The 24282-nt window shown below is 69.7% G+C and carries 27 protein-coding genes and 1 tRNA gene; 4 read left to right on the top strand and 24 right to left on the bottom strand.

Annotated elements, in window-relative coordinates:
- Positions 1-193 precede the first annotated feature (193 nt).
- Positions 194-451 (bottom strand): hypothetical protein, encoded by a 258-nt coding sequence (locus RUR_RS35235; protein ID WP_283139562.1) that lies wholly within the window; start codon positions 449-451, stop codon positions 194-196.
- An 86-nt stretch (positions 452-537) separates the two neighbouring features.
- Between RUR_RS35235 and RUR_RS35230 the strand changes: the two genes are divergently transcribed.
- Positions 538-765 (top strand): DUF2277 domain-containing protein, encoded by a 228-nt coding sequence (locus tag RUR_RS35230; protein WP_283139561.1) that lies wholly within the window; start codon positions 538-540, stop codon positions 763-765.
- A gap of 4 nt (positions 766-769) precedes the next feature.
- On the opposite strand, the gene RUR_RS35225 is transcribed toward RUR_RS35230, so the two are convergent.
- The 12 genes from RUR_RS35225 to RUR_RS35170 form a co-directional block, all read right to left on the bottom strand.
- On the bottom strand, positions 770-2011 hold the full coding sequence (locus RUR_RS35225; protein WP_283139560.1) for an MFS transporter: 1242 nt from the start codon (positions 2009-2011) through the stop codon (positions 770-772).
- Positions 2012-2124: 113 nt separating this feature from the next.
- On the bottom strand, positions 2125-2490 hold the full coding sequence (locus RUR_RS35220; protein WP_283139559.1) for a hypothetical protein: 366 nt from the start codon (positions 2488-2490) through the stop codon (positions 2125-2127).
- A gap of 82 nt (positions 2491-2572) precedes the next feature.
- Positions 2573-3217: a class I SAM-dependent methyltransferase gene (locus RUR_RS35215; RefSeq protein ID WP_283139558.1), complete on the bottom strand. Its 645-nt coding sequence runs from the start codon at positions 3215-3217 to the stop codon at positions 2573-2575.
- Positions 3218-3334: 117 nt separating this feature from the next.
- Positions 3335-4003: a response regulator gene (locus tag RUR_RS35210; protein ID WP_283139557.1), complete on the bottom strand. Its 669-nt coding sequence runs from the start codon at positions 4001-4003 to the stop codon at positions 3335-3337.
- Positions 3978-5339, bottom strand: coding sequence for a sensor histidine kinase (locus RUR_RS35205; RefSeq protein ID WP_283139556.1), 1362 nt, complete (start codon positions 5337-5339; stop codon positions 3978-3980). Before RUR_RS35205 ends, RUR_RS35210 begins: the two co-directional genes overlap by 26 nt.
- 49 nt (positions 5340-5388) lie before the next feature.
- Positions 5389-6282, bottom strand: a complete 894-nt coding sequence (gene pucL / locus RUR_RS35200; RefSeq protein WP_283139555.1) for a factor-independent urate hydroxylase — start codon at positions 6280-6282, stop codon at positions 5389-5391.
- A gap of 2 nt (positions 6283-6284) precedes the next feature.
- Positions 6285-6599: a hydroxyisourate hydrolase gene (uraH, locus tag RUR_RS35195; RefSeq protein WP_283139554.1), complete on the bottom strand. Its 315-nt coding sequence runs from the start codon at positions 6597-6599 to the stop codon at positions 6285-6287.
- Positions 6596-7087, bottom strand: coding sequence for a 2-oxo-4-hydroxy-4-carboxy-5-ureidoimidazoline decarboxylase (gene uraD, locus RUR_RS35190; RefSeq protein ID WP_283139553.1), 492 nt, complete (start codon positions 7085-7087; stop codon positions 6596-6598). The genes uraH and uraD overlap by 4 nt, the downstream gene beginning before the upstream one ends.
- Positions 7084-8112: an allantoicase gene (gene alc, locus RUR_RS35185; RefSeq protein WP_283139552.1), complete on the bottom strand. Its 1029-nt coding sequence runs from the start codon at positions 8110-8112 to the stop codon at positions 7084-7086. The genes uraD and alc overlap by 4 nt, the downstream gene beginning before the upstream one ends.
- A gap of 109 nt (positions 8113-8221) precedes the next feature.
- Positions 8222-9175, bottom strand: coding sequence for a PDR/VanB family oxidoreductase (locus RUR_RS35180; protein ID WP_283139551.1), 954 nt, complete (start codon positions 9173-9175; stop codon positions 8222-8224).
- Between the two features lie 14 nt (positions 9176-9189).
- Positions 9190-10170, bottom strand: a complete 981-nt coding sequence (locus tag RUR_RS35175; protein WP_283139550.1) for a DUF1152 domain-containing protein — start codon at positions 10168-10170, stop codon at positions 9190-9192.
- 97 nt (positions 10171-10267) lie between these two features.
- The gene (locus RUR_RS35170) at positions 10268-11257 is read right to left on the bottom strand and encodes a nucleoside hydrolase (protein WP_283139549.1); all 990 of its coding nucleotides are present in this window, start codon (positions 11255-11257) and stop codon (positions 10268-10270) included.
- A gap of 99 nt (positions 11258-11356) precedes the next feature.
- On the opposite strand from RUR_RS35170, the gene RUR_RS35165 reads away from it, so the two are divergent.
- Entirely contained in the window at positions 11357-11884 is a 528-nt protein-coding gene (locus RUR_RS35165; protein WP_283139548.1) for a MarR family winged helix-turn-helix transcriptional regulator, read from the top strand.
- 56 nt (positions 11885-11940) lie between these two features.
- Here the strand turns inward: RUR_RS35165 and RUR_RS35160 are convergent, their stop codons facing one another.
- Genes RUR_RS35160 through RUR_RS35130 form a run of 7 tightly spaced genes read right to left on the bottom strand, consistent with a single transcriptional unit; the run spans position 11941 to position 20160 of the window.
- Positions 11941-12864, bottom strand: coding sequence for an ABC transporter permease (locus RUR_RS35160; protein WP_283139547.1), 924 nt, complete (start codon positions 12862-12864; stop codon positions 11941-11943).
- Positions 12857-13996 (bottom strand): ABC transporter permease, encoded by a 1140-nt coding sequence (locus tag RUR_RS35155; RefSeq protein WP_283139546.1) that lies wholly within the window; start codon positions 13994-13996, stop codon positions 12857-12859. Before RUR_RS35155 ends, RUR_RS35160 begins: the two co-directional genes overlap by 8 nt.
- Complete coding sequence (locus RUR_RS35150; protein ID WP_283139545.1) at positions 13993-15606, bottom strand: ABC transporter ATP-binding protein; 1614 nt, start codon at positions 15604-15606, stop codon at positions 13993-13995. Before RUR_RS35150 ends, RUR_RS35155 begins: the two co-directional genes overlap by 4 nt.
- Positions 15606-16688 (bottom strand): BMP family lipoprotein, encoded by a 1083-nt coding sequence (locus RUR_RS35145; RefSeq protein ID WP_283139544.1) that lies wholly within the window; start codon positions 16686-16688, stop codon positions 15606-15608. Before RUR_RS35145 ends, RUR_RS35150 begins: the two co-directional genes overlap by 1 nt.
- A 5-nt stretch (positions 16689-16693) precedes the next feature.
- Positions 16694-17776, bottom strand: coding sequence for an aromatic ring-hydroxylating dioxygenase subunit alpha (locus RUR_RS35140; protein ID WP_283139543.1), 1083 nt, complete (start codon positions 17774-17776; stop codon positions 16694-16696).
- Positions 17777-17810: 34 nt separating this feature from the next.
- Complete coding sequence (locus RUR_RS35135; RefSeq protein WP_283139542.1) at positions 17811-18809, bottom strand: aldo/keto reductase; 999 nt, start codon at positions 18807-18809, stop codon at positions 17811-17813.
- A 13-nt stretch (positions 18810-18822) separates the two neighbouring features.
- Complete coding sequence (locus RUR_RS35130) at positions 18823-20160, bottom strand: amidohydrolase (RefSeq protein ID WP_283139541.1); 1338 nt, start codon at positions 20158-20160, stop codon at positions 18823-18825.
- A gap of 104 nt (positions 20161-20264) precedes the next feature.
- Between RUR_RS35130 and RUR_RS35125 the strand changes: the two genes are divergently transcribed.
- Positions 20265-21242, top strand: coding sequence for a ribokinase (locus RUR_RS35125; protein WP_283139540.1), 978 nt, complete (start codon positions 20265-20267; stop codon positions 21240-21242).
- The gene (locus RUR_RS35120; RefSeq protein ID WP_283139539.1) at positions 21239-22012 is read left to right on the top strand and encodes an SDR family NAD(P)-dependent oxidoreductase; all 774 of its coding nucleotides are present in this window, start codon (positions 21239-21241) and stop codon (positions 22010-22012) included. Before RUR_RS35125 ends, RUR_RS35120 begins: the two co-directional genes overlap by 4 nt.
- An 87-nt stretch (positions 22013-22099) precedes the next feature.
- Here RUR_RS35120 and RUR_RS35115 read toward each other — a convergent pair whose 3' ends face one another.
- The 4 genes from RUR_RS35115 to RUR_RS35100 form a co-directional block, all read right to left on the bottom strand.
- The gene (locus RUR_RS35115) at positions 22100-22459 is read right to left on the bottom strand and encodes a hypothetical protein (RefSeq protein ID WP_283139538.1); all 360 of its coding nucleotides are present in this window, start codon (positions 22457-22459) and stop codon (positions 22100-22102) included.
- A 120-nt stretch (positions 22460-22579) separates the two neighbouring features.
- Positions 22580-22861 (bottom strand): hypothetical protein, encoded by a 282-nt coding sequence (locus RUR_RS35110; protein WP_283139537.1) that lies wholly within the window; start codon positions 22859-22861, stop codon positions 22580-22582.
- A 385-nt stretch (positions 22862-23246) separates the two neighbouring features.
- Positions 23247-23320, bottom strand: a tRNA-Ile gene (locus RUR_RS35105).
- A gap of 110 nt (positions 23321-23430) precedes the next feature.
- A complete protein-coding gene (locus RUR_RS35100; protein ID WP_283139536.1) occupies positions 23431-24183 on the bottom strand; it encodes a DUF3566 domain-containing protein in 753 nt (250 codons plus the stop codon).
- Positions 24184-24282 lie beyond the last annotated feature (99 nt).

Below are 24282 nucleotides of genomic sequence, written 5' to 3'. Positions count from 1 at the left end.
GGGGCTCCCCGATTCAGCTCACATCCAAGCGCCGGCAACGGGCCGGGGAACGCGTGACCGCCACGTCCGCGAGAACGACCCGAATCGGAGAGTAGTCAAACCGTCGCTCTGAGTATTCACAGCAGGGTGGCGTGTGTCCAGCCTTGGTGAGGCGAGGCGCCGACCGCTCCGCTCAGTATGTGAACTTCGGCGTCTACCGGTCTTCCGCGTCGAGGGCGATCACCATCTCGCGACCGTTCGAGTAGCTGATCACCGGCCGCTGCAGAATGAGCCCCACTCTGCGCGTCACGTCCTGGAAGAGACGGCGCATGTCGTCGGTCTTGGCGGTCACCCGCACCGATCCCTTCGCCGCCACCTCACCGCTCAGCATCTCGGCCATCGTCGCCGTGAACCGAGTCTCCTCCTGATCGGAGAGCGGGGTGACCGGCGTGCTTCGCGATACATCGGTCATCTGCTGACAACTCCCTCGGCTATTCAGGACACGTGGTCCAAGATAGATCAACACATGCCGTCCGGGACATGGCGTACGGTCGAACCATGTGCCGAAGTATCAAAACCCTGCGCGAGCCGTACACCGCCGATGTGACCGAGGAGGACGTACGGGCTGCCGCCCTGCAGTACGTCCGGAAGATCTCGGGCTACCGGTCGCCCTCCGCCCGCAACGCCGAAGCCTTCGAACGGGCCGTCGAGGCTGTGGCCTCGGCGACTCAGGATCTGCTCGATGAGCTGTACTCCAGGAAGCCGTCCGAGGCCCGTACGGGCTAGAAGCTCACGTCGCCGCCGCGGGAGCCGGAGCGCGAAGGCCCCGTACCCCGGGGGAGAGGAGCGCGGCGAGTGAGGAGAGCACCACGACCGCGGCGCACGCCAGTATCGCCGGCTTCAAGCCGATGAGGATCGACAGCGGCCCCGCGATCAGCAGTCCGATCGGTCCGAACATCAACGACCCGAGCGCGTCGTAGGAGCTCACCCGGGACAGCGACTCCGTGGGGACCTCGCGCTGCATCGTGGTGTTCCAGAGCACCCCGATCACGTCGAAGCAGACGCCCATCAGCGCCGCTCCGACGATGATGGCCCAGAGGGGTGCGCCCGACCCCAGGAGCACGTAGGGCAGTGCCGTCGGCACGCTCAGAATGGCGATAACCAGGATCGGACGCTTGGGCTGCAACCGCAGCGCGATGAACACCCCGCAGATCATGCCGACGGCTTCGCCCGCCAGGATCGCCGACCAGGCCGGTGCTCCGCCCAGATGCTCCTTGGCCATCAGCGGGCCGAGCACCCCGTGGGCGGCCTGCATGGCCATGATCAGCACGGAGAACTGGGCGACCACCACCCACAGCCATTGGCGGGAGATGAACTCACGCCATCCGGCGCGCAGGTCGGCGAGGACGGAGTACCGTGCCTCCGCCGAGCGCTCCGCCGGGGTCAGCCGCAACGCGCTCACCATCAACGCCGCCCCGGCGAACATGGCACCGCTGACGGCGAGCGCCCACCCGCCGCCGATCAGCACCACGGTGCCCCCGCTCAGGACGAGCCCGGCCACGCGTGCGCTGTTGGTCCCCAACCCGATCAGGGCGTTGGCCGTCTGGAGACGATCGGCTGGCACGAGTTCCGGCACGATCCCGGCCAAGGCGGGGAAGAGGATCGCGATGGCCACCCCGCTCAACGCCGCGGCGCCCATCAGAACCGGCAGCGGGGTCCAGCCGCTGATGATCATGACGGACAGGCCGAAGAACGCCATCGCGTTGACCGTCTCACCGATCATGATCACCCGGTGCCGGGGGAATCTGTCGGCGATAACCCCGCCGACCAGCATGAACACCACCATGGGCAGCGCTTCGGCGGTCAGGACCAGCGACAACGTCGTGGCGTTCGAACCTGGAAGAGCCAGCACGCTGAACGCCAGGGCGACCGGGGCGAACGAGCTCCCCAGCATGGAGATCGTCCGGGTCGCGAGCAGAAGAGTGAAACGCCGGTCCTTGAGCATGCCGAGATCTCGACTGTAGCTGTGCACCGACCGTTCCCCCGTTCGTCTTGCAAGGGGAACCATCTTGCCCTCGCGACACCTGATTGTCGTATCAATTATTCAGGCCGCGATTCCACCACCAAGGACCGGCTTGCCGGTACTCAGCAGGGGAAGGTGGTGACCGGGATCGCGTTGCCGAAGGCCGAGGGATTGCCGGACGTGTCGACGGTGCGAAGTGTGATCACACTCACTCCGGGGTGCCGGGCGTAGGCGAATCCACGCAGCGGCGTACGACCCCAGTCCCAGATCTCGCCGATGAACGCGCCGTCGGCGAACACCTCGTAGATCAGGGCCGACTGCGGGTCCTGGTTGTCGGTGGACCTGTTGAAGAGCACGGCCACCTCCAAGCACTGGTAGCCGTCCGCGTAGAGCAGCGAGGGGACCGTGGGTGGGGTGGTGTCCGCTCCGGCCAGGGCCGGAGTACCGGAGATCGTGAGCATCGCGGCCAGCGTGAGAGCGAGTGGCATCCGTCGCCGAATGGACATCGAACCTCCCGAAGGTGTACGAGCCTGTGCCTCCTACCACGCATCGGGTATCCGAACGGTTCAGCTACTGATGGGCCTGGTAGAGGGAGACGGAGAACGGGCGGTGCGCGGTGGTGTCCACAACCTCGTCGATCTTCACTACCGCGGGGTCGGCGTCCAGGTAGCGGTGCAGCCGGGCGGCCTCCGGCCACGGGTGAACCATGACCAGGAGCCCGCCGGGGACGAGCAACTCGCCGAGCCCTGCGGAAGCCTGCCGGAGCCGGTCGGGACGGCCTAGGTAGTAGAGGGTCTCCGCACAGAAGACCAGGTCGAAGTGTCGGCCTGGCCGGTGGGTCACGATGTTGGCGTGCAGGAACTCGACCTTGGCCGCGGTGTTCCGGGCCCGGGCGCGTTCCAGGGCGCGCTGGGAGATGTCGATCCCGGTGATCTCAGCCTGGGGGTACACCGCCGCCAGTTCACGGGTGAAGACGCCCTCACTGCATCCCACCTCCAAGATCCTCTTGTACGGGCGAGCGGGGAGCAGCCCGAGAGTGGTCTTGTACTTGTGCAGCTCATAGCCGTCGGTTCCCAGAGCCCAGGGGTCGGGCTTGCGATGCCACCAGTCGAAGTACCCGCGGAGAATCGCTCCCTGCTTTTGCGGTGTCAGCAACGACAGTGTTCTGAAGAGCGCGCGATGCATGACTTCTGGAATCTCCCGCACGACGTTCACGGACTCCCCTTCGCTGAGACGAAACCGATGTCACCGGCTTAACGGGAATCTACGAGCGGCGACTGTGAACGTCATGCCCCCTGAGCGCCATAATGTGATCTGGCTCTGAAGTATGAGTCAGATCGTTTCGGCCGGCTCCTCGCCGGGCTTCACCAATCCCGTCTCGAAGGCGTATATCGCCGCTTGGGTACGATCACGCAATCCAAGCTTGGTGAGAATATTGCTCACATGGGTTTTCACGGTTTGATCGGCAATCGAGAGGTGATCGGCGATCTCTGAGTTCGACATCCCGCTCGCGATGAGCAGGAGAATCTCGGTCTCGCGTTCGGTCAGCTGGTCAACCTTGATCAGACTGCTCGCCCGCGGCTGACCGAGCCGGGAGAAGGTGTCGATAAGACGCCGGGTCACCGAGGGCGCCAGCAGCGCGTCGCCGCCCGCGACCACGCGAACGGCATCGCTCAGCTCCCGCCCCGATGCGCTTTTCAACAGGAATCCACTGGCGCCGGCCCGCAACGCCTCGAAGACGTACTCGTCCAGGTCGAAAGTGGTCAGCACTATCACCTTGGTGCGGCTCCCGACCTTACGGGTGGCCGCCAAGCCGTTCAGCAACGGCATTCGCACATCCATGAGGACGACGTCGGGCCGGAGCTCGTCGACCTTGGCCACGGCGTCCCGTCCGTCCGTCGCCTCGCCGACCACCTCGATGTCGGGCTGAGCGTTGAGCAGTACGGAGAGCCCCTCACGCACCATGGCCTGATCGTCAGCGATCAGTACTCGAACGGTCACCCGTTCCCCTTTCACCCAGTGGCAGTCGTGCGGTGACCGCGAAGCCCCCGTCGGGCCGGGACCCGGCCTCCAGTTCTCCCCCGAGCATGGCGGCGCGCTCCCGCATGCCAAGGAGCCCGTGCCCGGGTGAAGCGGGGACGACCGAGGCTCCCCCGGACGGCCGGTTGACCACCTCAAGCTCCAGGAAATCCGCTCGATACACGACGCGAACCAGGACCTCCGCACCGGGAGCGTGCCGGAGGACGTTGCTCAGTCCCTCCTGCACGATGCGGTAGGCGGAGAGTTCCAGGCCGGGGGGAGCCGGGACCTTGGCACCGCTCCGCTCCACGCTGACGTCCAGCCCCGCTTCCCGTACCTTCGCCACGAGGTCGTCCAGCCGGTCGAGTGTCGGCTGCGGGTCCAGTTCCCCGTTCGGGCCGCCCTCCCGCAGCAGGCCCAGCACCCGGTGCAGCTCGGTGAGCGCGTCCAGCGCATGGCTCCGGATCACGGCGAAGCTCCGGGCCAGTTCCTCGGGGGGGTCCGCGACCCGGTAGGGCGCCGCCTCCGCCTGAATGGCGACCACGGACATGTGGTGGGCCACCACGTCGTGGAGCTCCCTGGCCAGCCGGGCCCGTTCCTCCAGCAGGGCCCGGCGGGCCTGCTCCTCGCCGCGGACCAGTTCGGCCCGGTTCATCCTGCCGACCGCTTCGCTTCGCTCGCGGATCGCCCCGACCGCGATCAGTACGGCCCCGGAGAGCACCGTCATCTCCACGGTCCCGAGCAGGTTGCCGTCCCCCGCCGACGTGAAGGACAGCAGGACCCCCGTCACCAGGGTGATGGCCCACATCTCCAGCAGCACCCGGTGCCGGACCGTGAGCCCGACCAGGGCCAGGACGCTCACATGGCTTGCGAGCAGGGGCACCGGCCAGACCACACCATGCGTCCCGGAACCGGCGACAGCGGTCAGTACGGCTGCCGCCAGCGATATCCACCAGGCGCACACAGGCAGGTACAGGCTGGTGACCAGAGCCGCGGAGAGGGCCAGGGCGAGCATCACGGCGTGCTCGTTGCCGACGCCGTAGTCCTCGATCAAGGTATGCCATGTGATCGCGCCGAGCAGTGTCGCGTACAGCACGACGAGCACCTGAACCAGCCAGCCGGCTGAGGAGACCCGATCCGGGGGCAGGGAGAACAGCGACCGGCCCGCGGTGGGGGAGAGGTCCCCGCACAGCGCCCGGAGCCCGGCGGAGACTCTTCCGCGGGGCCGGGATCTCGGCTGCCGGGTCAGGGCGGGGTACCTCCAGCGGGCAGGCCGGAGTGCGCTCCGGCGCGACGTCCCTCCAGTCTGCCCAAACACCGACTCACCTGGTCAACTTAGACCCAAGCGGGTTTCCGGCGGATGAACGTCAGATGTACCCGGGCAGGTCGCGCCAGGCTTCGGGTACCGGCCGGTGTCTGTCGTTCGCCACGGTGACTTCGATGAGGCCGAAGGGACGGTCCTGCGCCCAGAAGACCTCCCCGGGGTTCGGCAGCCCGAAAGGCGCGAGGTCGGCGAGAATGTGGTGTCTGTTGGGCGCGGACAGGCGGATCTCGGCGATGTCGTCGCGCGCTTCGAGGACGGCCTTGCCCATACGCCACAGGGTTTGCTGCAGCGCCAGACTGTGGACCTTCGCGAACCGGGCGACCAGGATCGCCCGGATCTCGTCGTAGGCGGCGTCCGGGTCGTCGGGCACGGCCGACCACCGCCAGCGGCTCGCCAGGGAGGTGGCCAGCACGCGGTCGACGGTGGGGGCGAGGGTGGTGTACCGGTCGGCCAGGAATCCGTGGAACTCCGACCCGGTGGACTTGAGCAGGACGAGATCGCGGAGCCCGGACAGCACATGGGTGTGCCCGTTCCCGGCGGTGACGGCGACGGTCCTGACGGCGCGGTCGGTCTGGGTGAACGTGTGGTCGTGGGGATCGCCGTCGACGGTCGCCCTGGTCCAGGTGTGTTCGTCGACGGTGACGCGGGCCGAGGTCACGGTCGCCACATCGTCGATGAAATGCCGGGCCAGGGCGACGGCGAACGCTTCGGGGGAGGCGACGCCGACCTGCTTGGCGTAGGCGAACACGGTGTTCTTCTGGGTGTCGGTGGGGAGCACGGCGGACTGGTCGCCGGTGGTGTGCGCCTCGTCGAAGCGGCCGTGCAGCGAGGTGGAGACCACAAGGTCGCGGATCCGGTGGCGCGGGGTGTCGCGTACGACGCGGACGACGTGGGTTTCGGCTTTGCCGTACCGGTTGCCGCCGAGCACGATGCCCATCGTCAGCTCCCTCGGTAGGTGGAATAGGAGTACGGCGAGAGGAGCAGGGGTATGTGGTGGTGTCCCTCGCCGAGGGTGACGGTCACCGGGACCTGGGGATAGAAGGTGGTGCGACCGGCGGCGGCGAACCATTCGCCGGTGACGAAGACGAGCCGGTGCTCACCGGGTCCGGCCGCGCCGAGGCTGGCCCGGCCGTCGTGATCGGTACGGGCCTCGGCCAGGACGGTCCCGTCCGCGCGCTGGAGCCGTACGGGCAGGTCCGCGGCCGGTCGGCCGAGGGCGGTGTCGAGGACGTGGGTGGTCACCGTCGTGGTCACGGGTCCTCCTGCGCCAGCCGCCGCAGCCGCAGTCGGTTGATCTTGGCGAGTTCGTCGCGTACCACCCGGCGTTCGGCGGCGCCGTCGTTGCCGAGACGGGCGCGCAGGAGGGCCAGCAGTTCCCCTCCGGTACGGCCGTCGGCGCACACCAGGTAGATGTGCCCGAACCTGGCCTCGTACTCGCGGTTGGCGGCGGCGAGCTCGGCGAGCGTCTCGGCGCCCGACACGCGAGCCTGTTCCCGGTGCGCGACGGGGTCGGCGCCGCGTTCCCCGATCCGGGGATGGCCGGCGAGGGCCTCGTCGACGTCGGCCTCGGTGAGCTGGGCCGATGCCGCGTCCGCAGCGGCGAGAAGGGCTTGCGTGTGCCGGTACGGCCGGGCCGCGGACACCACCTCGACCCATCGGAGGGAACTGCAGACGGTGTGCAGGGCGGCACGCAGGTCGGCGATCGGCATCCGGTCCAGACGCGTGATCAGGTCGTCGCTCATGGGGCGGTCGCCTGCCAGCGCGAGTGCAGGGCGGCGAGCCCGTCGCCGGTCGGGGTGCCCCAGAGCCGGAGCCGGGCCATGCCGCCGTCGGGGTGGATGTCGAGCCGTACGTGCGTGGCCGGGTCTGCGGCGTCGATCACGATTAAGTGCCTTGTGTCGGGTTGCAGGGGAGTGCGGGGGAGCAGGGGACGCCACGACGTGTCGCCGGGCGGGTCGCCCGGTCCGTCGTAGGCGGAGAGCGCCGCGAACGCGGGGGCGTTGCCGAGAAACCAGGTGGTGTCGAGTTCGGCGACCCGGACCGTGCCCCGTGCGGCGAGGCGCAGCTCCACCCAGTCGTTGCCGGGCCCGCGGCGGCGGGCCGTTTCCCAGCCTTCACCCATGGACCGGGCGGGCCCGGGTTCGATGAGCCGCTGCGGTTCCCCGTAGAACCGGTTGCTGCAGCGGATGACGCGCCCGCCGACCCCGACGCCGACGAGGTCCACGGTGCCGAGGGCCGCCACCAGGTGCGGATCGGCGACCGCCTCGCCGTGGACCCGCAGCCGGGCCACGCCGCCGTCGGGGTGGATGGTCAGGCGGATGTGGGTCCACCGCCGGTCGGAGGCGACCGGGAACGCGTTGGCGCCGTCGGGGCGCAGCGGTGATCGCGGGACCAGCGGGGTCCAGGTGGCCGCCCGCAGGTCGTCGGCGGACGGGTGGCCGTCCCGGCACAGGGCCTCGATCGACGCCGAGGTGGGGGAGTTCCCGGTGAAATGGGTGGTGTCGACGACGACGAGGTGCACCAGGCCGGGGATTCCGAGGCGGACGATGGCCGCGTCGTGCCCGGGTTCGCGGCGCCGCCGGGTCTCCCATCCGTCGTAGACCTGGCCTTTGGCCCCGAAGGTGCGCGGGGTGAACGAGGGCGGCCACGGGTTCACCAGGTTCTCCCGGCCGGCGAACAGTTCGTCGTTGGCCCAGACGACACCGCCGCCGAGGGTGCGGACGGCGAGGTCCGGCAGGGCGCGCGGGTCGGCGGCGGGCACCGGCATGTCAGGGCGTCCTTTCGCAGCTCGGCAGGGTCGGGTTGGGTACGGCGGCCGCCCGTGCTCGCGCGTGGACGGTCCGCGCCGCTAAACGTCACGCGGTTGTCGGTCGCGGTCAGAGGTCGAGCACGAGGCGCCGGGACGCCGCCCGGGAGACGCAGATCATCATCGTGCCTTCGGCTCCGTCGGGCAGCACCGAGTCGCGGTGGTCGGGTGTGCCGTCCAGGACGGTGGTCTCGCAGGTCCCGCAGATGCCTTCCAGGCAGGAGCCGAACACGTCGGCACCGGCTTCCTCGGCGACCTGCAGAATGCTCCGTCCGGGTGGGATCGTGCAGGTGACCCCGGTGCGAACCAGTTCCACCTCGAACTCGCCGTCCGCGGTCTCGTCGCTCTTGCGGGCCTTGGGCGCGAACCGTTCGAGGTGCGGGGGCCGCCGGCCGGCCGTCCGGCAGGTCGATTCGACGGCGTCGAGCAGGCCGGCGGGACCGCAGCAGTACACGGCGGTCGTCGCCGCGGCCGTACGGACGATCGCGTCGATGTCCGGCAGTCCGTGCTCGTCCTGCGGGATCAGGGTGACGCGGTCCGGGTGCGTCGTCGCGAGTGGTTCGGCGAACGCCATCCTGGTCCGTGTCCGGCCCCCGTAGTACAGCCGCCATGGCGTACCGGTTCGCTCCGCTTCGGCGATCATGGGGAGCAGGGGCGTGATCCCGATGCCGCCGGCGATGAACAGGTACTCCGGCGCCGGCTCCAGCGGAAAGTTGTTGCGCGGGCCGCGTACGGCCGTGGCGGCGCCTTCGTGCAGGTGGTCGTGGATGTGCGCCGAGCCGCCGCGGCCGGACTGCTCGCGCAGTACGGCGATTCGCCAGCGGGTGCCGTCGCCGACGTCGCCGCACAGGGAGTACTGGCGGGGGAGCGGAGCCTCCGCACCGATGTCGAGGAGCAGGTCGATGTGTGATCCGGGGCTCCACGAATCCAGCGGCAGCCCGTCGGCCCGCACCAGGTCGAGGACGACCACGTCGGCGCACTCGGCCGTACGACGGCCGACGATCACGGGAATCGCGGAGCCCATGGCGGTTCCCGCGGTCAGCGCTGGAAGTCGACGAAGCGGGGCAGGCTGATCTCGGGTATGCGCCCGAGTGAGCGGTAGGTCTGCTCGGCCTCCGCGTCCGTCGTCGTCGGCACGAGGTCTTTCGCGTGCGCGGCGACGCTGTCGGCCACGATCCGCGGGTCGAAGACCCAGACCGGCAGGGCGGCCGGCCCGACCCGGACGACCTCGCCGAACGGGTTGCTCTTGAGGGTTCGGTGGAGCCCGAAATCACCGCGTCCCGCCTTGATGACGAGGCTGCCGACCGGGTCGTAGGCCTCGTCGTGCAGGGTGGCCACCCGCTCGATGGCCGCGTTGCTGGCGGTCACGACGCCGCGCAGCGCGCCCGCCTTGACCGCGGTGCTCAGGTTCCGGTCCAGCTCTTCGATCTCCATCTCGCCGTCCACGCCGTATCCGGCCAGGGCGAAGTAGCTGCGGCACTCCTGCTGGAGTAACCCGGCCAGGGTGAGGTGGTCGGCCAGTGAGGTCTGCGTGGGCCGGATCTCGTTGCCGGTGGAGAGCGTGTCGGAGCCGACGTCCACGCTGACCAGCAGGTCCGCGCCGTAGTGCGCGATGACCTGCCGCATCCCGTCGGCGACGCCCCGGCCGCCGCCGCGCAAGGAGACGACGAACGCCTCCCCGCCGAAGTGGCGGGCGGCGGTCGCCTCATGCGGCTGACGGCCGTCGATCTGCGTATCCGGAAGGACGATCACGGCGTTCTCCCCGAGCGGCTGGGCCGGCTTCAGGTCGAGGGGCTGGTAGAAGTCCGGGCCCACGGTCGTCCGCCGGATTTTCGGCTCCGCGTCCGCCGGAAGCCACCACTGGCAGGCGACCCCGCCGAGGATGATGCGCTGGACGCCGAGTCGGCCCAGCCAGTCGGCGACCAGGGACGCGACCAGGCAGTCGCTCCCTCCGCCATGGCCCATGACCAGGGCGGTCCTGGACGTCAGGGCGGCTTCTTCAATCGTTGGCAGAGTCACGGAGAGTCCTTCCCGAACGGCGGGTTCAGCGGACCTCATGATCACGGTCCGCATCGCGATATTAGTTCGTACCTTTATTATTAGATTAGTTCGTACCTTAACTAATTTGCAAGAGGTGACTCCCGGCGAAAAGTTCGCGAACCAGACGGCGGAACCTCGAGACGTCGGCGTCGAGTGCCACGGCCACCGGACTGCCGTCCGCCGCGGCGTTGCCGTCGTCCGGAAGCGTCGCCCCACCGGACCGTCGCCGGGCCAGGGGCCGCATGTCCACAACCGTCTGACCCCACGCGGCGCTCCCCCCGGTGTCCACGGCGACCGGGAGAACCTCGGCCGTCACCAGGGTCGGATCCACGCAGGCCATCGCCGCCAGGAGATCGTGGCAGGGGGTCTGCCCCGGTGGGCACAGACCGGCGCCGAAGCGCCGGTACACGGCCAGCGGGCCGTCCAGGAAATCGGCGGCCGGAGTGAGCCGGCGACGCAGCAGGCCGAGCTCGTCGTCGGTCAGGGTCGCCGTGTGGGTCACATCCAGTCCGATCATGAGTGGGGGAGCGGCCCAATCGGCCGCGAGCACCGCCGCCGCGGCCGAGGGGTCGTGGGCGATGTTCGCCTCCGCGCCCGGGCGGGCGTTGCCGCCGGCCCGGGCGCTGCCGCCCATCAGGGTCAGCCGGGCTTTCGCGGTCCCCGCGGACGAACGGACGGCGGCCGCCACATTGGTCAGGGGGCCGAGCGTGAGCAGCGAGGTACCGGCGGAGACCTCGCGCGCGATCACCTCCGGCCCGGTCGGCGCGGTCAGCGCCGGCTCCACGGGAACCCTGGGGCCGAGATCTCCGAGCCCGTCGTGACCGTGAATGAGAACCGGCCTGCGGGTCGGCGGCGCCGGGCCGGTCGGGTCGAGCCCGACGTGGACCGGGATGTCCGGGCGACCGGCCGCCTCCAGGATGACGCGAAGGTTACGCCCCGCATCGTGTACGGGCACACTGCCGCCGACGGCCGTGACGGCGACGACGTCGACATCGGACCTGCCGCACAGCCACCAGAGCGCCACGGCGTCGTCGATCCCGCCGTCGCTGTCGACGATGAGTTTCATGGGTCACCTCTGTTCCTCGATGAGATCGGATACGTCGACCGCGCCGGCGCGGCCACTAGACTGGCGCCATGAGATCTTCCGCAGGGATAAGGTGCGGGAATGGCGCGAGCTGACGCGCCGAATGCCTTCGATGCCACTGGGAATCTTGACGAAATCGCACTCGAAGAGGCATTGCGCCACCATTCGGCCGGCAACACCCCCGGTTTCCTGCTGCGGCACGCGACACTCCGCTGGCAGCGCCACGTGGCGGCCGCGCTCGCCGACATGTCGCTGACCCACGTCCAGTTCCTCGTGCTGAGCAGCACGTGGTGGCTCGGGCGCACCGGCGAGGCTCCCCGGCAGCGCGACGTGGCCGAGCATGCCGGTTTGGAGGCCGTGATGACCTCCCAGGTGCTCAAGGTGCTGGAGCGGGACGGGCACATCGAGCGGGTCCGGGACACCGATGACGCCCGGGCGGTCCGGGTGATGGTCACGGCGCAAGGGCGGGATCTCGCCCGCCGCTGCGTGGTGATCATGGGCCGGATCGACGTGGACTACTTCGCGGAGGCGCGGGCGATCCCCGGTTTCATGGACGGGCTGCGCCTGCTGGCGGGCCGCGACATCACCGGCAGCCCGACGCCGTCGTAAGGCGGCGGCCCGGCACCGTGGGCACCTCCTGCCTCCCCCGGTGCCGGAGCGGCGGCTCACCGCCGGGTGAACGGCCGGCCGATCGCCGCCGGGGCGGCGGCGCGGCCGACGAACGTGGCCAGGGCGAGCACCGCCAGCAGGTAGGGCAGCGCGATCAGCAGCTCGTGCGGGATCGCGGACTCTATGATCTGCAGCCGGAGCTGGAGGGCGTCCACCAGGCTGAACAGCAGGCACACCGCGACCGCCGGCCATACCCGCCACTTGCCGAACAGCAACGCGGCGAGGGCGAGGAAGCCCCGGCCCTGACTCATGGACGCCACGAACAGGCCGATGGTCGCCAGGGACAGGCTGGCACCGCCGAGTGCGGCGAGCCCGCCGGCGCACAGCTGCGCGACCACGCGCAGACGCCGTACCGGCACCCCGGCGGTGTCCGCCGCCTCGGGCGACTCCCCGCACGCGCGCAGCTGCAAGCCGAGGTGCGTGCGGAACAGCAGCCACCAGACGGCGACGGCCAGGCCGAACGCCGCGTAGTCCAGCACGGTGAGTTTGGTGAAGACGTCCCCCAGGATGGGCAGGGACGACAATCCCGGCACACTCACCGCCGGTATCCGCGCCACCTCCGGGCTGATGCCGTCCACCCCCCAGACGATGGGCACCAACGCGGCGGTCAGCCCCGCCCCGACCAGGTTGACCGCGGTGGCGGCGACGATCTGGTCCGCGTGGATCCCGATGGTCAAGGCGGCGAACACCAGCCCGCAGAGGACACCGGCGCCGACCGCGGCCGCCAGGCCCAGCACCGCGCTGCCGGTCAGATAGCTGACCAGTACCCCGGTGAACGCGCCGACCAGCATCTGGCCTTCCAGCCCGATGTTGATGACGCCGCTGCGTTCGCTGATCAGCCCGCCGAGCATCGCCAGGATCAGCGGGGTGGCCAGCGTGATCGCGCTGACCACCCACGCCAGATTCAGCACGTCAGACATGTGCGCTCCTCGCATCGACGTCGGCCGGTGCCGCCGAGGCGTCCTCGCCCTGCCCGCTCGCCTGCCGCTTCCGGCGGCGGCGCAAGTACGCACCGATGAGCGCCGGTTGGGCCGCGACGAACCCGACGACCAGACCGGAGACAACGTTGATCAGCTCTCGGCTGATCCCGACGGACTGCAACCCCACCGAACCCGCGGCCAGCATGCCGAAGAACGCCGCCGCAGCGAGAACCCCGAGTGGGGTGAGCATCCCCATCAGGGCGATGGCGATCGCCTGGAAGCCGTAGCCGGGGGAGAAGGAATCCAGGTATCGCCCGTACAGGCCCAGGATCTCGCTTGCTCCGGCGAGACCGGCCAGCGCCCCCGAGCCCATCAGCGCCCCGATCTGCACCCGGCGTACGCCGACGCCGTGAAACGACGCGGTCGTCGGATTGGCGCCGACCATACGCAGCTTGAAGCCGGCCGGTGTCCGGTAGAGGAACCAGCCGACCGCGATCACCGCGGCGACCGCCAGCAGCACACCGCTGTGGATACGGGTTGTCTCGGTCAGCGCCGGCAACCGCGCGCCGTCGGCAACCGGGTCGGAGGCCGACGGCTGGGTCGCGGACGCGAGCCCTCCGCCCGGGGCCACCAGGTGGCGGGAAAGCCCGAACGCCAGGTAGTTGAACATGATCGTCGTGACGACCTCGTGCACACCGCGCCACGCTTTGAGGACCGCGGGGATGGCGGCCCACGCCGCGCCCGCGGCGGCGCCGGTCAGCACCGCCACGGGCAGATGGACGGCGGCGGGCAGGTCCAGGTTCACCCCGACCGCGGCGGCTGCGAGGCCGCCCACGACCAGTTGGCCTTCCACGCCGATGTTGAACAGCCCTGCGTGGAACGCCAGCGCCACCGCGAGGCCGCCAACGAGCAGCGGAGTCGCCTGTACGACCGTCTCGCTGAGCGCGTACTGGTCGCCGACGCTCCCGCGCAGCAGGGCACCGTAGGCCGTCACCGGATCGGTGCCGGCGAGATAGATGAGCGGGACGGCCGCGGCCAGCGCCAGCGCCAGCGTGCCCAGGAAGGAGCCGGCGGACAGGAACGGACGGCTGGACAACCCTTGCTGGATCTTGATCGCGGGTAGCCGGATCATGCGCCCACCAGTTTCTGCTCGGACGGCTGGACGCCCTTTTGCTCGGACGGCTGGGCGCCGGTCATCCAGCCGCCGAGCGTGTCCACATCGGCGTCGGCGGCGGGGACGTCGCCGACGATCCGGCCCGAGCGCATGACCACGATGCGGTCGGCCACGGCGAGCACCTCGGTCAGGTCCATGCTGACCAGCAGGACGCCGGCGCCGCCGTCACGCAGCGCCGCGAGCTCGCGATGCACGTCGCCGGCGGCGCCGATGTCCAGACCTCTGGTCGGCTGGCCCGCGATCAGCACGCTCGGGTCGCGTGCCAGCTCGCGTCCGACGACCAGCTTCTGCTGGTTGCCTCCGGACAGACCTTCGATGTTGGCCCCGAGGCCCGGCAGCCGTACCGACATCCGGTCGACGATGGACCCGGCGTGTGCCCGCATGGTGCGGGCGGGCAGCCACCACCGCCGGCCCATCCGGGCGCCGACGAAGCCGAACGCGGCGTTCGCCGTCACGCTCATCCGGGTGGCGATCGCCGCCGCGTGGCGATCCTCGGCGATGTGGCCGAGGCCGCATGCCAGCCGCGTTCTCGGGCCGTCCGAGCTCACATCCCGCGAGCCGAGGAGGACCCGGCCGGTGCGGAGCCGTCGGACCCCGACGATCAGCTCGATCAGCTCGGCCTGACCGTTGCCCTCCACACCGGCCACCGCGACGATCTCCCCGGCGTGCACGGAGAGGTCGACCGGCCCCACCCGGGCGCCGTCGCCGACGCCGTGCAGGACGAGCCGGGGCGACCCCGGCGCGGCGGCACGGGCGGGCGGGTCCGGGCGGGGCCGGCCGATCATCGCCTGGACCAGGTCGGCCTCCAGGCGGTCCCGCCGTGGGCCGGGGTCACGATCGTCGGCGCCGATGGACAGCCGCCTGCTGACCCGGCCGTCGCGCAGGACCGTCACCTCATCGCAGACCGCCAGGATCTCCGGCATCTTATGGCTGATCAGGATCACCGTCGCCCCCTGCTCCCGCAGGGTGAGCAGCGTGCTGAGCAGCTCCTGCGCCTCCACGGGCGACAACGACGCGGTGGGCTCATCCATGATCACGACCTGGGCGTGGTGCCAGAGCGCCTTCATGATCTCCACGCGCTGGCGCGCCCCGACGCCGAGCGACCCGCAGCGGGCCCGCGGGTCCACGGCGAACCGCAGCCGGTCGGCCAGCAGGCGTGCCCGCTCCTCGATGCCGACGAGGTCCACCGGCATGACGCAGCGGCGCGGCCACGACGACGGGCGGGCGACGAGCGCCAGATTCTCCACCACCGTCAGCCGGTCGATCAGGCTGAAGTGCTGGTGCACCATGCCGATGCCCGCCGCTCGGGCGTCCGACGTGGTACGCAGCCGAACCGGGCGCCCGTCGACCTCGATGCGCCCGCCGTCCGGTCGCACACTGCCGTTGAGGATGTTCATCAGCGTCGACTTACCGGCGCCGTTCTCACCGAGCAGGCCGTGGATCGTGCCCCGGGCGACGTCGAGGGTCACGTGGTCGTTCGCGCGGAACGCGTCGTACGTCTTGGTGATGTCGCAGAGCCGCACCGCAGGGGAGTCCTCCCCGGCCGGTACCGGTCGCCGGGTCGTCATTACGGCGCCGTCGGGGTGAAGCGGCTGAGCTCGTCCGGCGTCGACGGGACCGTGATCTTACCGCTGCCGACCGCCTCCTTCGCCTTCTCCACCAGATCCTTCACCTCGGCGGGCAGACCGGCGAAAGTCTCCTCACACACGCCCACCGCCTTCTCGGCCAGGCCGAGGGAGATCTCCCCGCCGGTGAACTTCCCGTCGGCGGCGGCCTGGTTCTGCCGGAGCACCGCACCGGGGACGTCCTTGGTCGCCGCGGTCAGGTAGTTGTCCGGTGCCAGCCGCTGCTTGCAGGTGTCCGTACCCACCACCCAGACACCCGGGCCACGGGTCTTCGCCGCGTCGTAGACTCCGAGCCCGCCGCCGCCGGCGACCTCGAAGACGATGTCGGCACCGGCGTCGAAGTGCGCGGTCGCCAGCCCCTTCCCCTTGGCGGAGTCGTTGAAGTTGCCCAGGTAGGCGGTGCGTACGGAGGCACTCGGGTTGGCCTGCTTCACGCCGGCCTGGAAACCGGTGAGGAACCGGACGACGGACGGCAGTTCGACACCCCCGACGAAGCCGAGCTTGTTGGTCTTCGTGGTCTTGCCGGCGATGATGCCCGCCAGGAAAGCCGCCTCATGCTCGCGGAACCTGATTCCGGCCACATTGGGCAGCGACTTGCCGGCCGCGTCCACGGCGACCGCGTCGACCAGGATGAACCGGCTGTTCGGATGCGCCTTGGCGACCTGGGTCACGGCGTCGGCCAGGGCGAACCCCACCGCCGTCACGGTGGTGGAGCCCGAGGCGACGGCCTGCTGGAGGTTGGGGACGAACTGGCTCTGCGAACCGGACTGGATCACCGACGCCTTGCCGCCCAAGGACTCGGCGGATTCTTCGACGCCCTGCTTGCCCAGGTCGTTGAATCCCTGGTCGCCGAGCCCGTTGGCGTCGGTCACCAGGGACCACAGGTGCGGGCCGCCGGCTGTGGACCCTCCGTTGCCGGCAGTACCGTTCCCGGACTCTCCGCCGCCGCAGGCCGACAGGGTGAACAAGCTGAAGAGCAGGATCGCCGTCCTGCGGCGGTACCGCCTTCTGATCGGGTAGGTCATCGGTTTCACCCCTGCTCACGCGGGTTGGTCGCGGTCTTGACGGAAGCACGGGCCGCGTCCACGAAGGGCCGGGACCAGGTACGGTCGGGTGGAACCAGGGAGCTTTCGCTTGCGAGTTCGGCGAGAATCCGGCGGTACTCCACGGTCATCCGGTCGGTGCGGGTGTGCATCTCGGTCTGCATCTCCAGCGGGAACTCCGGCCGGATCTGTTCGAGGAGCTCCTTGTCCTCACTCTGGATCTTCCGGTCGAGGGCGACGATGCCTGCGACCTTGTCCTCGTCCGGGTTGTCGTTGCGGGCGACGAACTGGCAGAACAGCGTGTGCGTGTCGTCCACCGGGGTCGCCGTCTTGAACAGCACGTGGCGCAGCCCGTTCTCGTACTCCATCACGTCGCGGAACACGAACGGCTGGACCAGTTCGGAGTTGGTCACCCGGGTGGTGAAGTCCCCGGAGAGTCCGGTGTTACGCCGCTGCTCGGGGGTGAGCCGCGAGATGTAGCTGACCCGCGAACGCAGCACCTGGCCGACTCGCTCGACCTTGAGGTTGTTCATGCGGGGGTTGGACGAGTCGCCGATGGTGTTCCGGTGCGTCCAGGCCAGGTGGGAGACGTCGAGCGCGTTGTCGATCACTCTGGGGGCCGACGCCCGCCACACCTCCATGAGCTCGTGGATGAGCGTGAACTGCGGGTCGTCGGCCTCGGGCAGCTCGGGAACGCTCTCCCGCGGCATACCTGGACAGATCCAGACCAGGCCGTAGCGCTCCTCGACGAGCACCGACAGGGCCCGGGCCCGCGGCGGGATCGGGGCGTCCGGGTCGTTCTGAGGGATACGGGTACAGGCGCCCGAGGGAGCGAACGCCCAGCCGTGGTAGCCGCAGACCAGATCGCCGTTCTCGATCCAGCCCTGCGACAGCCGGGAACCGCGGTGCGGGCACTCGTCGACGGCGGCGCCGACGACTCCCTCCCGGCCGCGCCAGATGACGTAGTCCTCACCGAGCACGCGGGCCGGGCGCGGCACCTGGACCACGTCGGCGGAGTAGGCGACGGGATACCAATATTCTTTGAAGGCCGGAACTTGGCTGACGAGCATGACGCTCTCCTTCGTTGGCGGACTACCTTCGGTCTCACGGGTTGCTGGTCGGATAGTCGGCGGGCCGGCGGCGACGGTGCCGCGTGGTGAGCGCGTCCGGGTGCCAGCCGGTGTTGCGGGGATCCAGGTCGACGCCTGGGGGAACCACCTGGTCGATCGCGTCGAGCATCGCCTCGTCAAGGGAGACGGCCTGGGCCGCCGTCACCCCGTCGAGCTGGCCCGGCGTGCGGGGGCCGAGCAGAACCGAGGTCACCGCCGGGTGTTCCAGGCACCAGGCCAGGGCCAGGTCGGCCAGCCGCAGTCCCGCGTCTTGCGCGATCTTCTCCAGCGACTCGACGGCGGTGAGCTTGGCGGTGTCGGTGGGGACGACGAACGGGTTGCCGCGCGCCGCGCGCGAATCCGGCGGAGGCGGCTGACCCCGGCGGTACTTGCCGGTCAGCCACCCGCCGTTGAGCGGGCTCCAGGTGATCACGCCGACGCCGAATCGGCGGCAGGTGTGCAGCACGGACCGTTCCGCGGAGCGGACCAGCATCGAGTACGCGGGCTGCTCACTGCAGCACGCCGCCAAGGCATGCCGTTGACTGAGCCACTGTGCTTCCACGAGCTGCTCGGCCGGATACGCGGAGGTACCGGTGAACCGCACCTTTCCCTCGGTGACCAGGTCGTGCAGCGCCTCAAGCGTCTCCGCCAGCGGGGTCTCGGGATCCGGCCGATGTGCCTGATACAGGTCGATGTGGTCGACCCGCAGCCGCCGCAGGCTGCCCTCCACCGCCGTGCGGATCCATCGTGCCGAGCACCCGCGGGCCTTGGGATCCGATCCCATCGGCAGGCCGAACTTGGTGGCCAGCACGATCTTCTCGCGCCGCTCCGCGGTCAGCACCCGGCCGAGCAGCTCCTCGACCCGCCCGTCGCCGTACACGTCCGCGGTGTCGAGCAGGGTGATCCCGGCGTCCAGCGCCGCCCCGACGATCCGGTCGGCGTCTTCGGGGCTCGCTCCGGCCAGCGCCATGGTACCGAGACCGAACCTCGACACGACCGGTCCGCGCTCACCCAGCCTGGCGTACCGCACGGCGTTCCCTCATTCGCTCCACCACTCGCCGCCGGGCCGCGAACGCGTCCCGTTCGATGTCACGCAGACACCCGTGAACCAGCTCGCCGTCCTCGACCACGACCCGCCCGTCCACGAGTACGGCCGTCACCCGGCGGTCGGGTGCGAACACGACGTGCGTAGCGGGATCGGCCGTCTCGTGGAGGTGTCCCGCCTCCGGGGTCCGCATGACCACGATGTCGGCGAGTCGGCCGACCTCCACCGTTCCGGCGTCCAGCCCCAGCGCCCGAGCGCCCGCTACCGTACCGAGCGTGAGAGCACGCTGTGCCCCCATCGCGCCGGCCCCCGACCGAGGGCGGTGCACCAGGGCGGCCATCCGCATCTCGTCCAGGGCGTCCAGGCTGTTGTTGCAGGCGGCGCCGTCGGTGCCGATGCCCACGTTGACACCCCGGGCCAGCAGCTCCGGTACGGGCGCGACACCCGAGCCGAGCTTGAGGTTGGCGGTGGGGCAGTGCGCGACGTTCGTACCGGACCACGCCAGCAACGACATCTCCTGGTCGGTGAGCCACACGCAGTGCGCCAGCACCGTACGGGGCCCCAGGGCGCCAAGCCCGTCGAGTACCTCGACGTCGCGTCCGCCGTTGAAATCGGAGACGAGCTCCGCCTGGCCCCGGTTCTCGTTCACATGGGTGTGGACGACGAGCCGGCGTCGCCGCGCCAGCTCCAGGCCGTCGCGCCACATCCGTTCCGTCGCCGAACTCGGGGCGCGCGGGGCGACCGACGCCCGCAGCCGGCCGTCCGCGGCGCCGTGCCAGCGATCCACCAGCCGGGTGAGGTCCGCCAAGGCTTCGTCGGTCGTCTCGCCGAGCAGGTCGGTACCGGGTTCCCGCCGATCCATCAACGCCTTGCCGACGACGGCCCGGGCGCCCAGGTCCGCGGCCGCCTCGAACACCGCGTCGGTGTGCCGCGCGGTCTCCATCGCGTTGAACGCCGTCGTGCCCGACAGGAGCAGCTGCGCGATCCCCCACCGAGCGGAAGCGGCCGTGGCCTCGCGGTCCAGGGCCTGCTCCAACGGCCAGATCCACCGGTCGAGCCACTCCATGACGTCCAGGTCCTCCGCCAGCCCGCGAAACAGGGTCTGGCACAGGTGGACGTGGGTCTGCACGAAACCGGGCAGCACCCAGCAGCCCGAGGCGTCGATCTCCACATCCGCTTTCCCGGGCGAGACACGCCCGACCTCGGCGATGCGGTTGCCTTCCACCGCGACGTCGCCGCGGAGGAAGCCCGGCGGCCCCATCGTCAGCACGGCGCCGCCACGGATTACGGTCCTAGCCATCCGCCCTCCCATCACTTAATGTACGAATAATAAAGGTACGTACTATTTTGGGCTAGAGGTCTTGTGGAACTTTCCGCAGGCCGGAGAGACGATCAGGACGGCGAATGAAACCTCAAGTACTCGTGGTCGGCTCCATCAACCGCGACCTGGTCACCACCGTCGACACCCTTCCGGTGCCCGGCCAGACCGTGTTCGCCCTCGGCACCTTCGACGGCCTCGGCGGCAAAGGGGCGAACCAAGCGGTCGCGGCGGCGCGCATGGGCGCGAGCACGACCCTCCTCGGCGCGGTCGGGGACGACCCCGCCGCGGACCAGACGATCACCGAGCTCGCCGCCGAAGGGCTCGACACATCCGCGATCCAGCGAATACCCGACTGCCCAACCGGACGGGCGTACGTCACCGTGGACCGGACCGGCGAGAACAGCATCGTCGTCGTGACCGGCGCCAACGGCCGCCTCGACACCGCCCTCGCAGCCGACCGGGTGAGCCGGTTCCTGGAACACGCCCGCCCGCACCGGCCGGTCGTGCTCATGCAGGGCGAACTCGGCGGCGATTCGATAGACCGGGTCGTGGCCCTGGCGACACCGCACGCGGTGCCGGTGATCCTCAACCTGGCTCCGATCGTCACCGTCCGGCGGTCCACACTGTCCGCCGTGGACCTGTTGATCCTGAACACCGTCGAGGCGGGGCAACTCCTGGACGAGAACCCCACCGAAGCGCCGTACCTCGCCGCCCGGCTCGCACACCGCCACGGCACCACCGTGATCGTCACCGCCGGCGCCCGAGGAGCCGCGTACGCGACCACCGAGGACGTCGTGTGGACGCAGCCGGCCGCACCGGTGGAGCGGGTCGTCGACACGACCGGCGCCGGGGACACCTTCGCAGGCACGCTCGCCGCCGAAATCGCCGCCGGCCACGGGCTCCGCGACGCGGTCCGAATGGCCACGGCCGCAGCCGGCCTCGCCGTCCAGACCCACGGCACCGTCGGCGCGGGCCCCGACCGGCCGACCGTGATCCGCGCGCTCGCCGCGACTCCCCAGCCGCAGACAACCGTCACGCCCTACCGCGGAGGTGACCGATGAACCTCGGCCTGGCCGGCAAATCCTTCCTGGTCACCGGCGCGACCGGACAGATCGGGCAGGCGATCGTCCGAACCCTGGCCACCGAAGGCGCCCACGTCGCCATCCACTACCGCGGTGACCGGGACACCGCGGAGTCGCTGGCCGAGGAGACCGGCGGCCACCCGGTCGCGGCGGACCTCCGCGACGAGAAGGAGGTCGCCGCACTGGTCGCGGCGGCGACGAAACGGTTCGACCGGCTCGACGGCTTGGTCGCGGGCGCCGGCCGATGGCCCGTACCCCCCGTACCGGTCGCCGACATGCCCCTCGACCGGTGGACCGCGACCATCGGCGACAACCTCACCATCACCTTCCTGACCTGCCGCGAGTACCTCCGGCACCTGCGACGCACAGGCGACGGCGCCATCGTGCTCATCGCCTCCGCAGCAGGACGGTTCGGTGAGGCCGGCCACGCCGACTACGCCGCCGCCAAAGCCGCGGTCGCCTACGGGCTGGCCCTCAGCCTCAAGAACGAGATGGTGCGCGACGCCCCACACGCCCGGATCAACGTGGTCTCCCCGGGATGGACGCCACCGCCGGAAAAGCCGGCCGCAACCGATCCGGCCCTCCTGAACCGCGCGATGTCCACCGTCGCCCTCAACAAGCCCGCGAAAGCGCAGGACGTGGCGAACGCCGTCGCCTGGCTCCTGTCTCCCGTCACCGCCGGCCACCTGACCGGCGAAGTGATCGGCGTAACCGGCGGCATGGAAGGCCGCTTGCTCCACCTCCCTTAAGCCTTAAGTGGATGCGAAGCGACCACTTTCGATCTTTGGAAACATGAGTGGGCCTGCCAGGACACGCCTTCGCCATCCGGGAAGGACTTACGGGCGTGTCCCGGCGCCGACACCGGTTCGGTGGGTAGCGGCGATCAGGACGAGTACGGCGACGGCGCCGTAGAGCGGGAGCACGAACGAGAGCCCCTGCGAACCCGAAGGGCAGTCAGGGGAGAAGAAGGCGACGGTGGAGAGCGCGTAGTAGGCGGCCGTCAGGAGCGCCCCACCCGCTGCAACCCGAGTCAGGAGACTTCTCCGGCCTGGTGATCGCCAAGCAGCCACCGCGGAAACCACCAGGACAAGGGGGAGAAGCATGGCCAAGGCGCCGAAGCCCAGCCCGAGCACGGCGCGACCGGTGTACCCGTTCTCGGTGTCCAGGTAGGCGCAGACGTGGATCTCCGAATCCACCTGCAACGACCCCCAATGCGGAAGAAGCGACAGCAAGATCGCCCCAATCCAACACAGCACGGCAACCCAGGGTCGTATGGCCACACCCGTGATCATCTCAGGTTGGATCCTGAGGCAGGATCAAGGGTTGCCTCTCTGCCATGTGTCGAATTGCAGTGCGGGCGGGTTGATGAATTCGCTGAGCTGCTTCACCCTGTTCACACAGTCGGAGCAGATGGGATGCTTCACCGCCCTGACGGTGGCTTCCGGCGTCGGCTCACGGAAAACACCTGAAATCGTCATGCCTAGCGGAAGATTGGATGCGGGGTCTATCGCGACTGTCATGACGGTCGCAGGGGTGAAGCCGAAGGTTCGCTTGCACATGTGGCATCTGCCGATTGTCGTGATCTGCTCGTCTGCCATTAAGCGTCAGCCCTCCTCCCCAGCACCGTACAACGTGCAGCCCGGCAGCGGACCCTCCGGCAATGGGGATCTCAGTGGCGAAGCCTCCCGGCTGAGACCCCGGCTGTTTCGCGCCAGCCCGTGGAAAGGCCAGCCCCGGCGATGGGAGTCCGGGGGCGAAGCCCTCCGGCTGGGGTCTGGGGGGCTAAGCCCCGGACAAGCTTCCTCTCCACGCGACCGTGGAGACCCCAGCCGTTCCGTGCCAGCCCGTGGAAAGGCCAGCCGGGGTGATGGGGGTCCGGGGGCGAAGCCCTCCGGCTCGGGGTCTGGGGGCGAGGCCCCCAGAAAAAATAAAGCGGCGAGGCAGGCCTGCGTTCTCCGCAGGCATACCTCGCCTCTCGTCGCGTGGGGCTACCAGGACTTGAACCTGGGACCTCTTCCTTATCAGGGAAGCGCTCTAACCGACTGAGCTATAGCCCCGTGCGTTTGTGGACGCCGAAACGGTATCGCATCTGGGGCTCGAAGGTGAAATCGAGCCCCTGCGACGACCGCAAGCTTACCTGCCTCGGCGTCCACGAGCACCCTGTTATCTATTCGGCTTCGCTGAACGTTACTTCGACGCCGCCGACCAGGTCGGAGGCGACGTTGTAGATCACGGCGCCAAGGGTGGAGAGCGCCGTGATCAGGATGACGTTGAGCGCACCGAGGAGCGCGGTGTAGCCCAGTACCCGTACCGCGTCGAACCATTCGGCGGCGTTGATCCCTCCGCCGGCGTTCCCGTCGACGAGGACTTGGTTGACCATGTTGACGATGGCGTCGAAGACGCCGGCTGCGGAGAGGATTCCGTACAGCACGGCAACGGCCACGAAAAGTACGACGAAGCAGACGAGGGAGAGGACGAAGCTGAACTTCATCATCGACCACGGCTCGACGCGCCGGAGGACGAGGTGGGCCTTACGCGGCGTTCTTGCGGATTTCTTCCCCGTGGTCGGCGATCCGCTTTTCCCGGTTCCCGAGCTCGCCGGAGGCACCGGCTTGGTCGGCGGCGCCTGATCTTTCAGCGGCGCCTTCGGCGGCGGGGAACCCGTGGGTGCGGCTCCGACCGTGAACCGTGTTCCACCGGGACCCCGTTCGGTGGTGACACTCGAGTTGCCGGAGTTCTCCTTGGTCCGATCCCACGGCGCGGGCGGCCAGGACGGAGCCGCGGCAGAGTTCGCCTCCAGCGGACTGATCGGCCGGAGGCCGGGGTCCGTCGTCTCCGCCGCGGACGGCTCCGAGTTGTCTTTACGACCAGCGGGCTTCTTACCCGATTCGTTGGGGCCCGGCTGGGATCCACTGTTCACTGAATTCACAGTCTTTTCCACGGTATCGGAGTCGGAGCTGCGGGGTTCGTACCCGGCACCCCCACCTGTTGCTCCGGGACGGTTGTTCGAGTTTCTGTT

The sequence above is a fragment of the Rhizohabitans arisaemae genome, from assembly GCF_025996515.1.
GTDB classification, from domain to species: domain Bacteria; phylum Actinomycetota; class Actinomycetes; order Streptosporangiales; family Streptosporangiaceae; genus Rhizohabitans; species Rhizohabitans arisaemae.
This window is presented reverse-complemented; position numbering and strand designations above follow the sequence as displayed.

Bases quoted from the DNA above. Each gene is read 5' to 3' on its own strand.
- RUR_RS35235 (WP_283139562.1), bottom strand. From the start codon at position 451: ATGACCGATGTATCGCGAAGCACGCCGGTCACCCCGCTCTCCGATCAG.
- RUR_RS35230 (WP_283139561.1), top strand. From the start codon at position 538: ATGTGCCGAAGTATCAAAACCCTGCGCGAGCCGTACACCGCCGATGTG.
- RUR_RS35220 (WP_283139559.1), bottom strand. From the start codon at position 2,490: ATGCCACTCGCTCTCACGCTGGCCGCGATGCTCACGATCTCCGGTACT.
- pucL (WP_283139555.1), bottom strand. From the start codon at position 6,282: ATGGGCATCGTGCTCGGCGGCAACCGGTACGGCAAAGCCGAAACCCAC.
- uraD (WP_283139553.1), bottom strand. From the start codon at position 7,087: ATGAGCGACGACCTGATCACGCGTCTGGACCGGATGCCGATCGCCGAC.
- alc (WP_283139552.1), bottom strand. From the start codon at position 8,112: ATGCCGGTGCCCGCCGCCGACCCGCGCGCCCTGCCGGACCTCGCCGTC.
- RUR_RS35180 (WP_283139551.1), bottom strand. From the start codon at position 9,175: ATGGGCTCCGCGATTCCCGTGATCGTCGGCCGTCGTACGGCCGAGTGC.
- RUR_RS35170 (WP_283139549.1), bottom strand. From the start codon at position 11,257: ATGAAACTCATCGTCGACAGCGACGGCGGGATCGACGACGCCGTGGCG.
- RUR_RS35165 (WP_283139548.1), top strand. From the start codon at position 11,357: ATGGCGCGAGCTGACGCGCCGAATGCCTTCGATGCCACTGGGAATCTT.
- RUR_RS35160 (WP_283139547.1), bottom strand. From the start codon at position 12,864: ATGTCTGACGTGCTGAATCTGGCGTGGGTGGTCAGCGCGATCACGCTG.
- RUR_RS35155 (WP_283139546.1), bottom strand. From the start codon at position 13,996: ATGATCCGGCTACCCGCGATCAAGATCCAGCAAGGGTTGTCCAGCCGT.
- RUR_RS35150 (WP_283139545.1), bottom strand. From the start codon at position 15,606: ATGACGACCCGGCGACCGGTACCGGCCGGGGAGGACTCCCCTGCGGTG.
- RUR_RS35145 (WP_283139544.1), bottom strand. From the start codon at position 16,688: ATGACCTACCCGATCAGAAGGCGGTACCGCCGCAGGACGGCGATCCTG.
- RUR_RS35140 (WP_283139543.1), bottom strand. From the start codon at position 17,776: ATGCTCGTCAGCCAAGTTCCGGCCTTCAAAGAATATTGGTATCCCGTC.
- RUR_RS35130 (WP_283139541.1), bottom strand. From the start codon at position 20,160: ATGGCTAGGACCGTAATCCGTGGCGGCGCCGTGCTGACGATGGGGCCG.
- RUR_RS35125 (WP_283139540.1), top strand. From the start codon at position 20,265: ATGAAACCTCAAGTACTCGTGGTCGGCTCCATCAACCGCGACCTGGTC.
- RUR_RS35120 (WP_283139539.1), top strand. From the start codon at position 21,239: ATGAACCTCGGCCTGGCCGGCAAATCCTTCCTGGTCACCGGCGCGACC.
- RUR_RS35110 (WP_283139537.1), bottom strand. From the start codon at position 22,861: ATGGCAGACGAGCAGATCACGACAATCGGCAGATGCCACATGTGCAAG.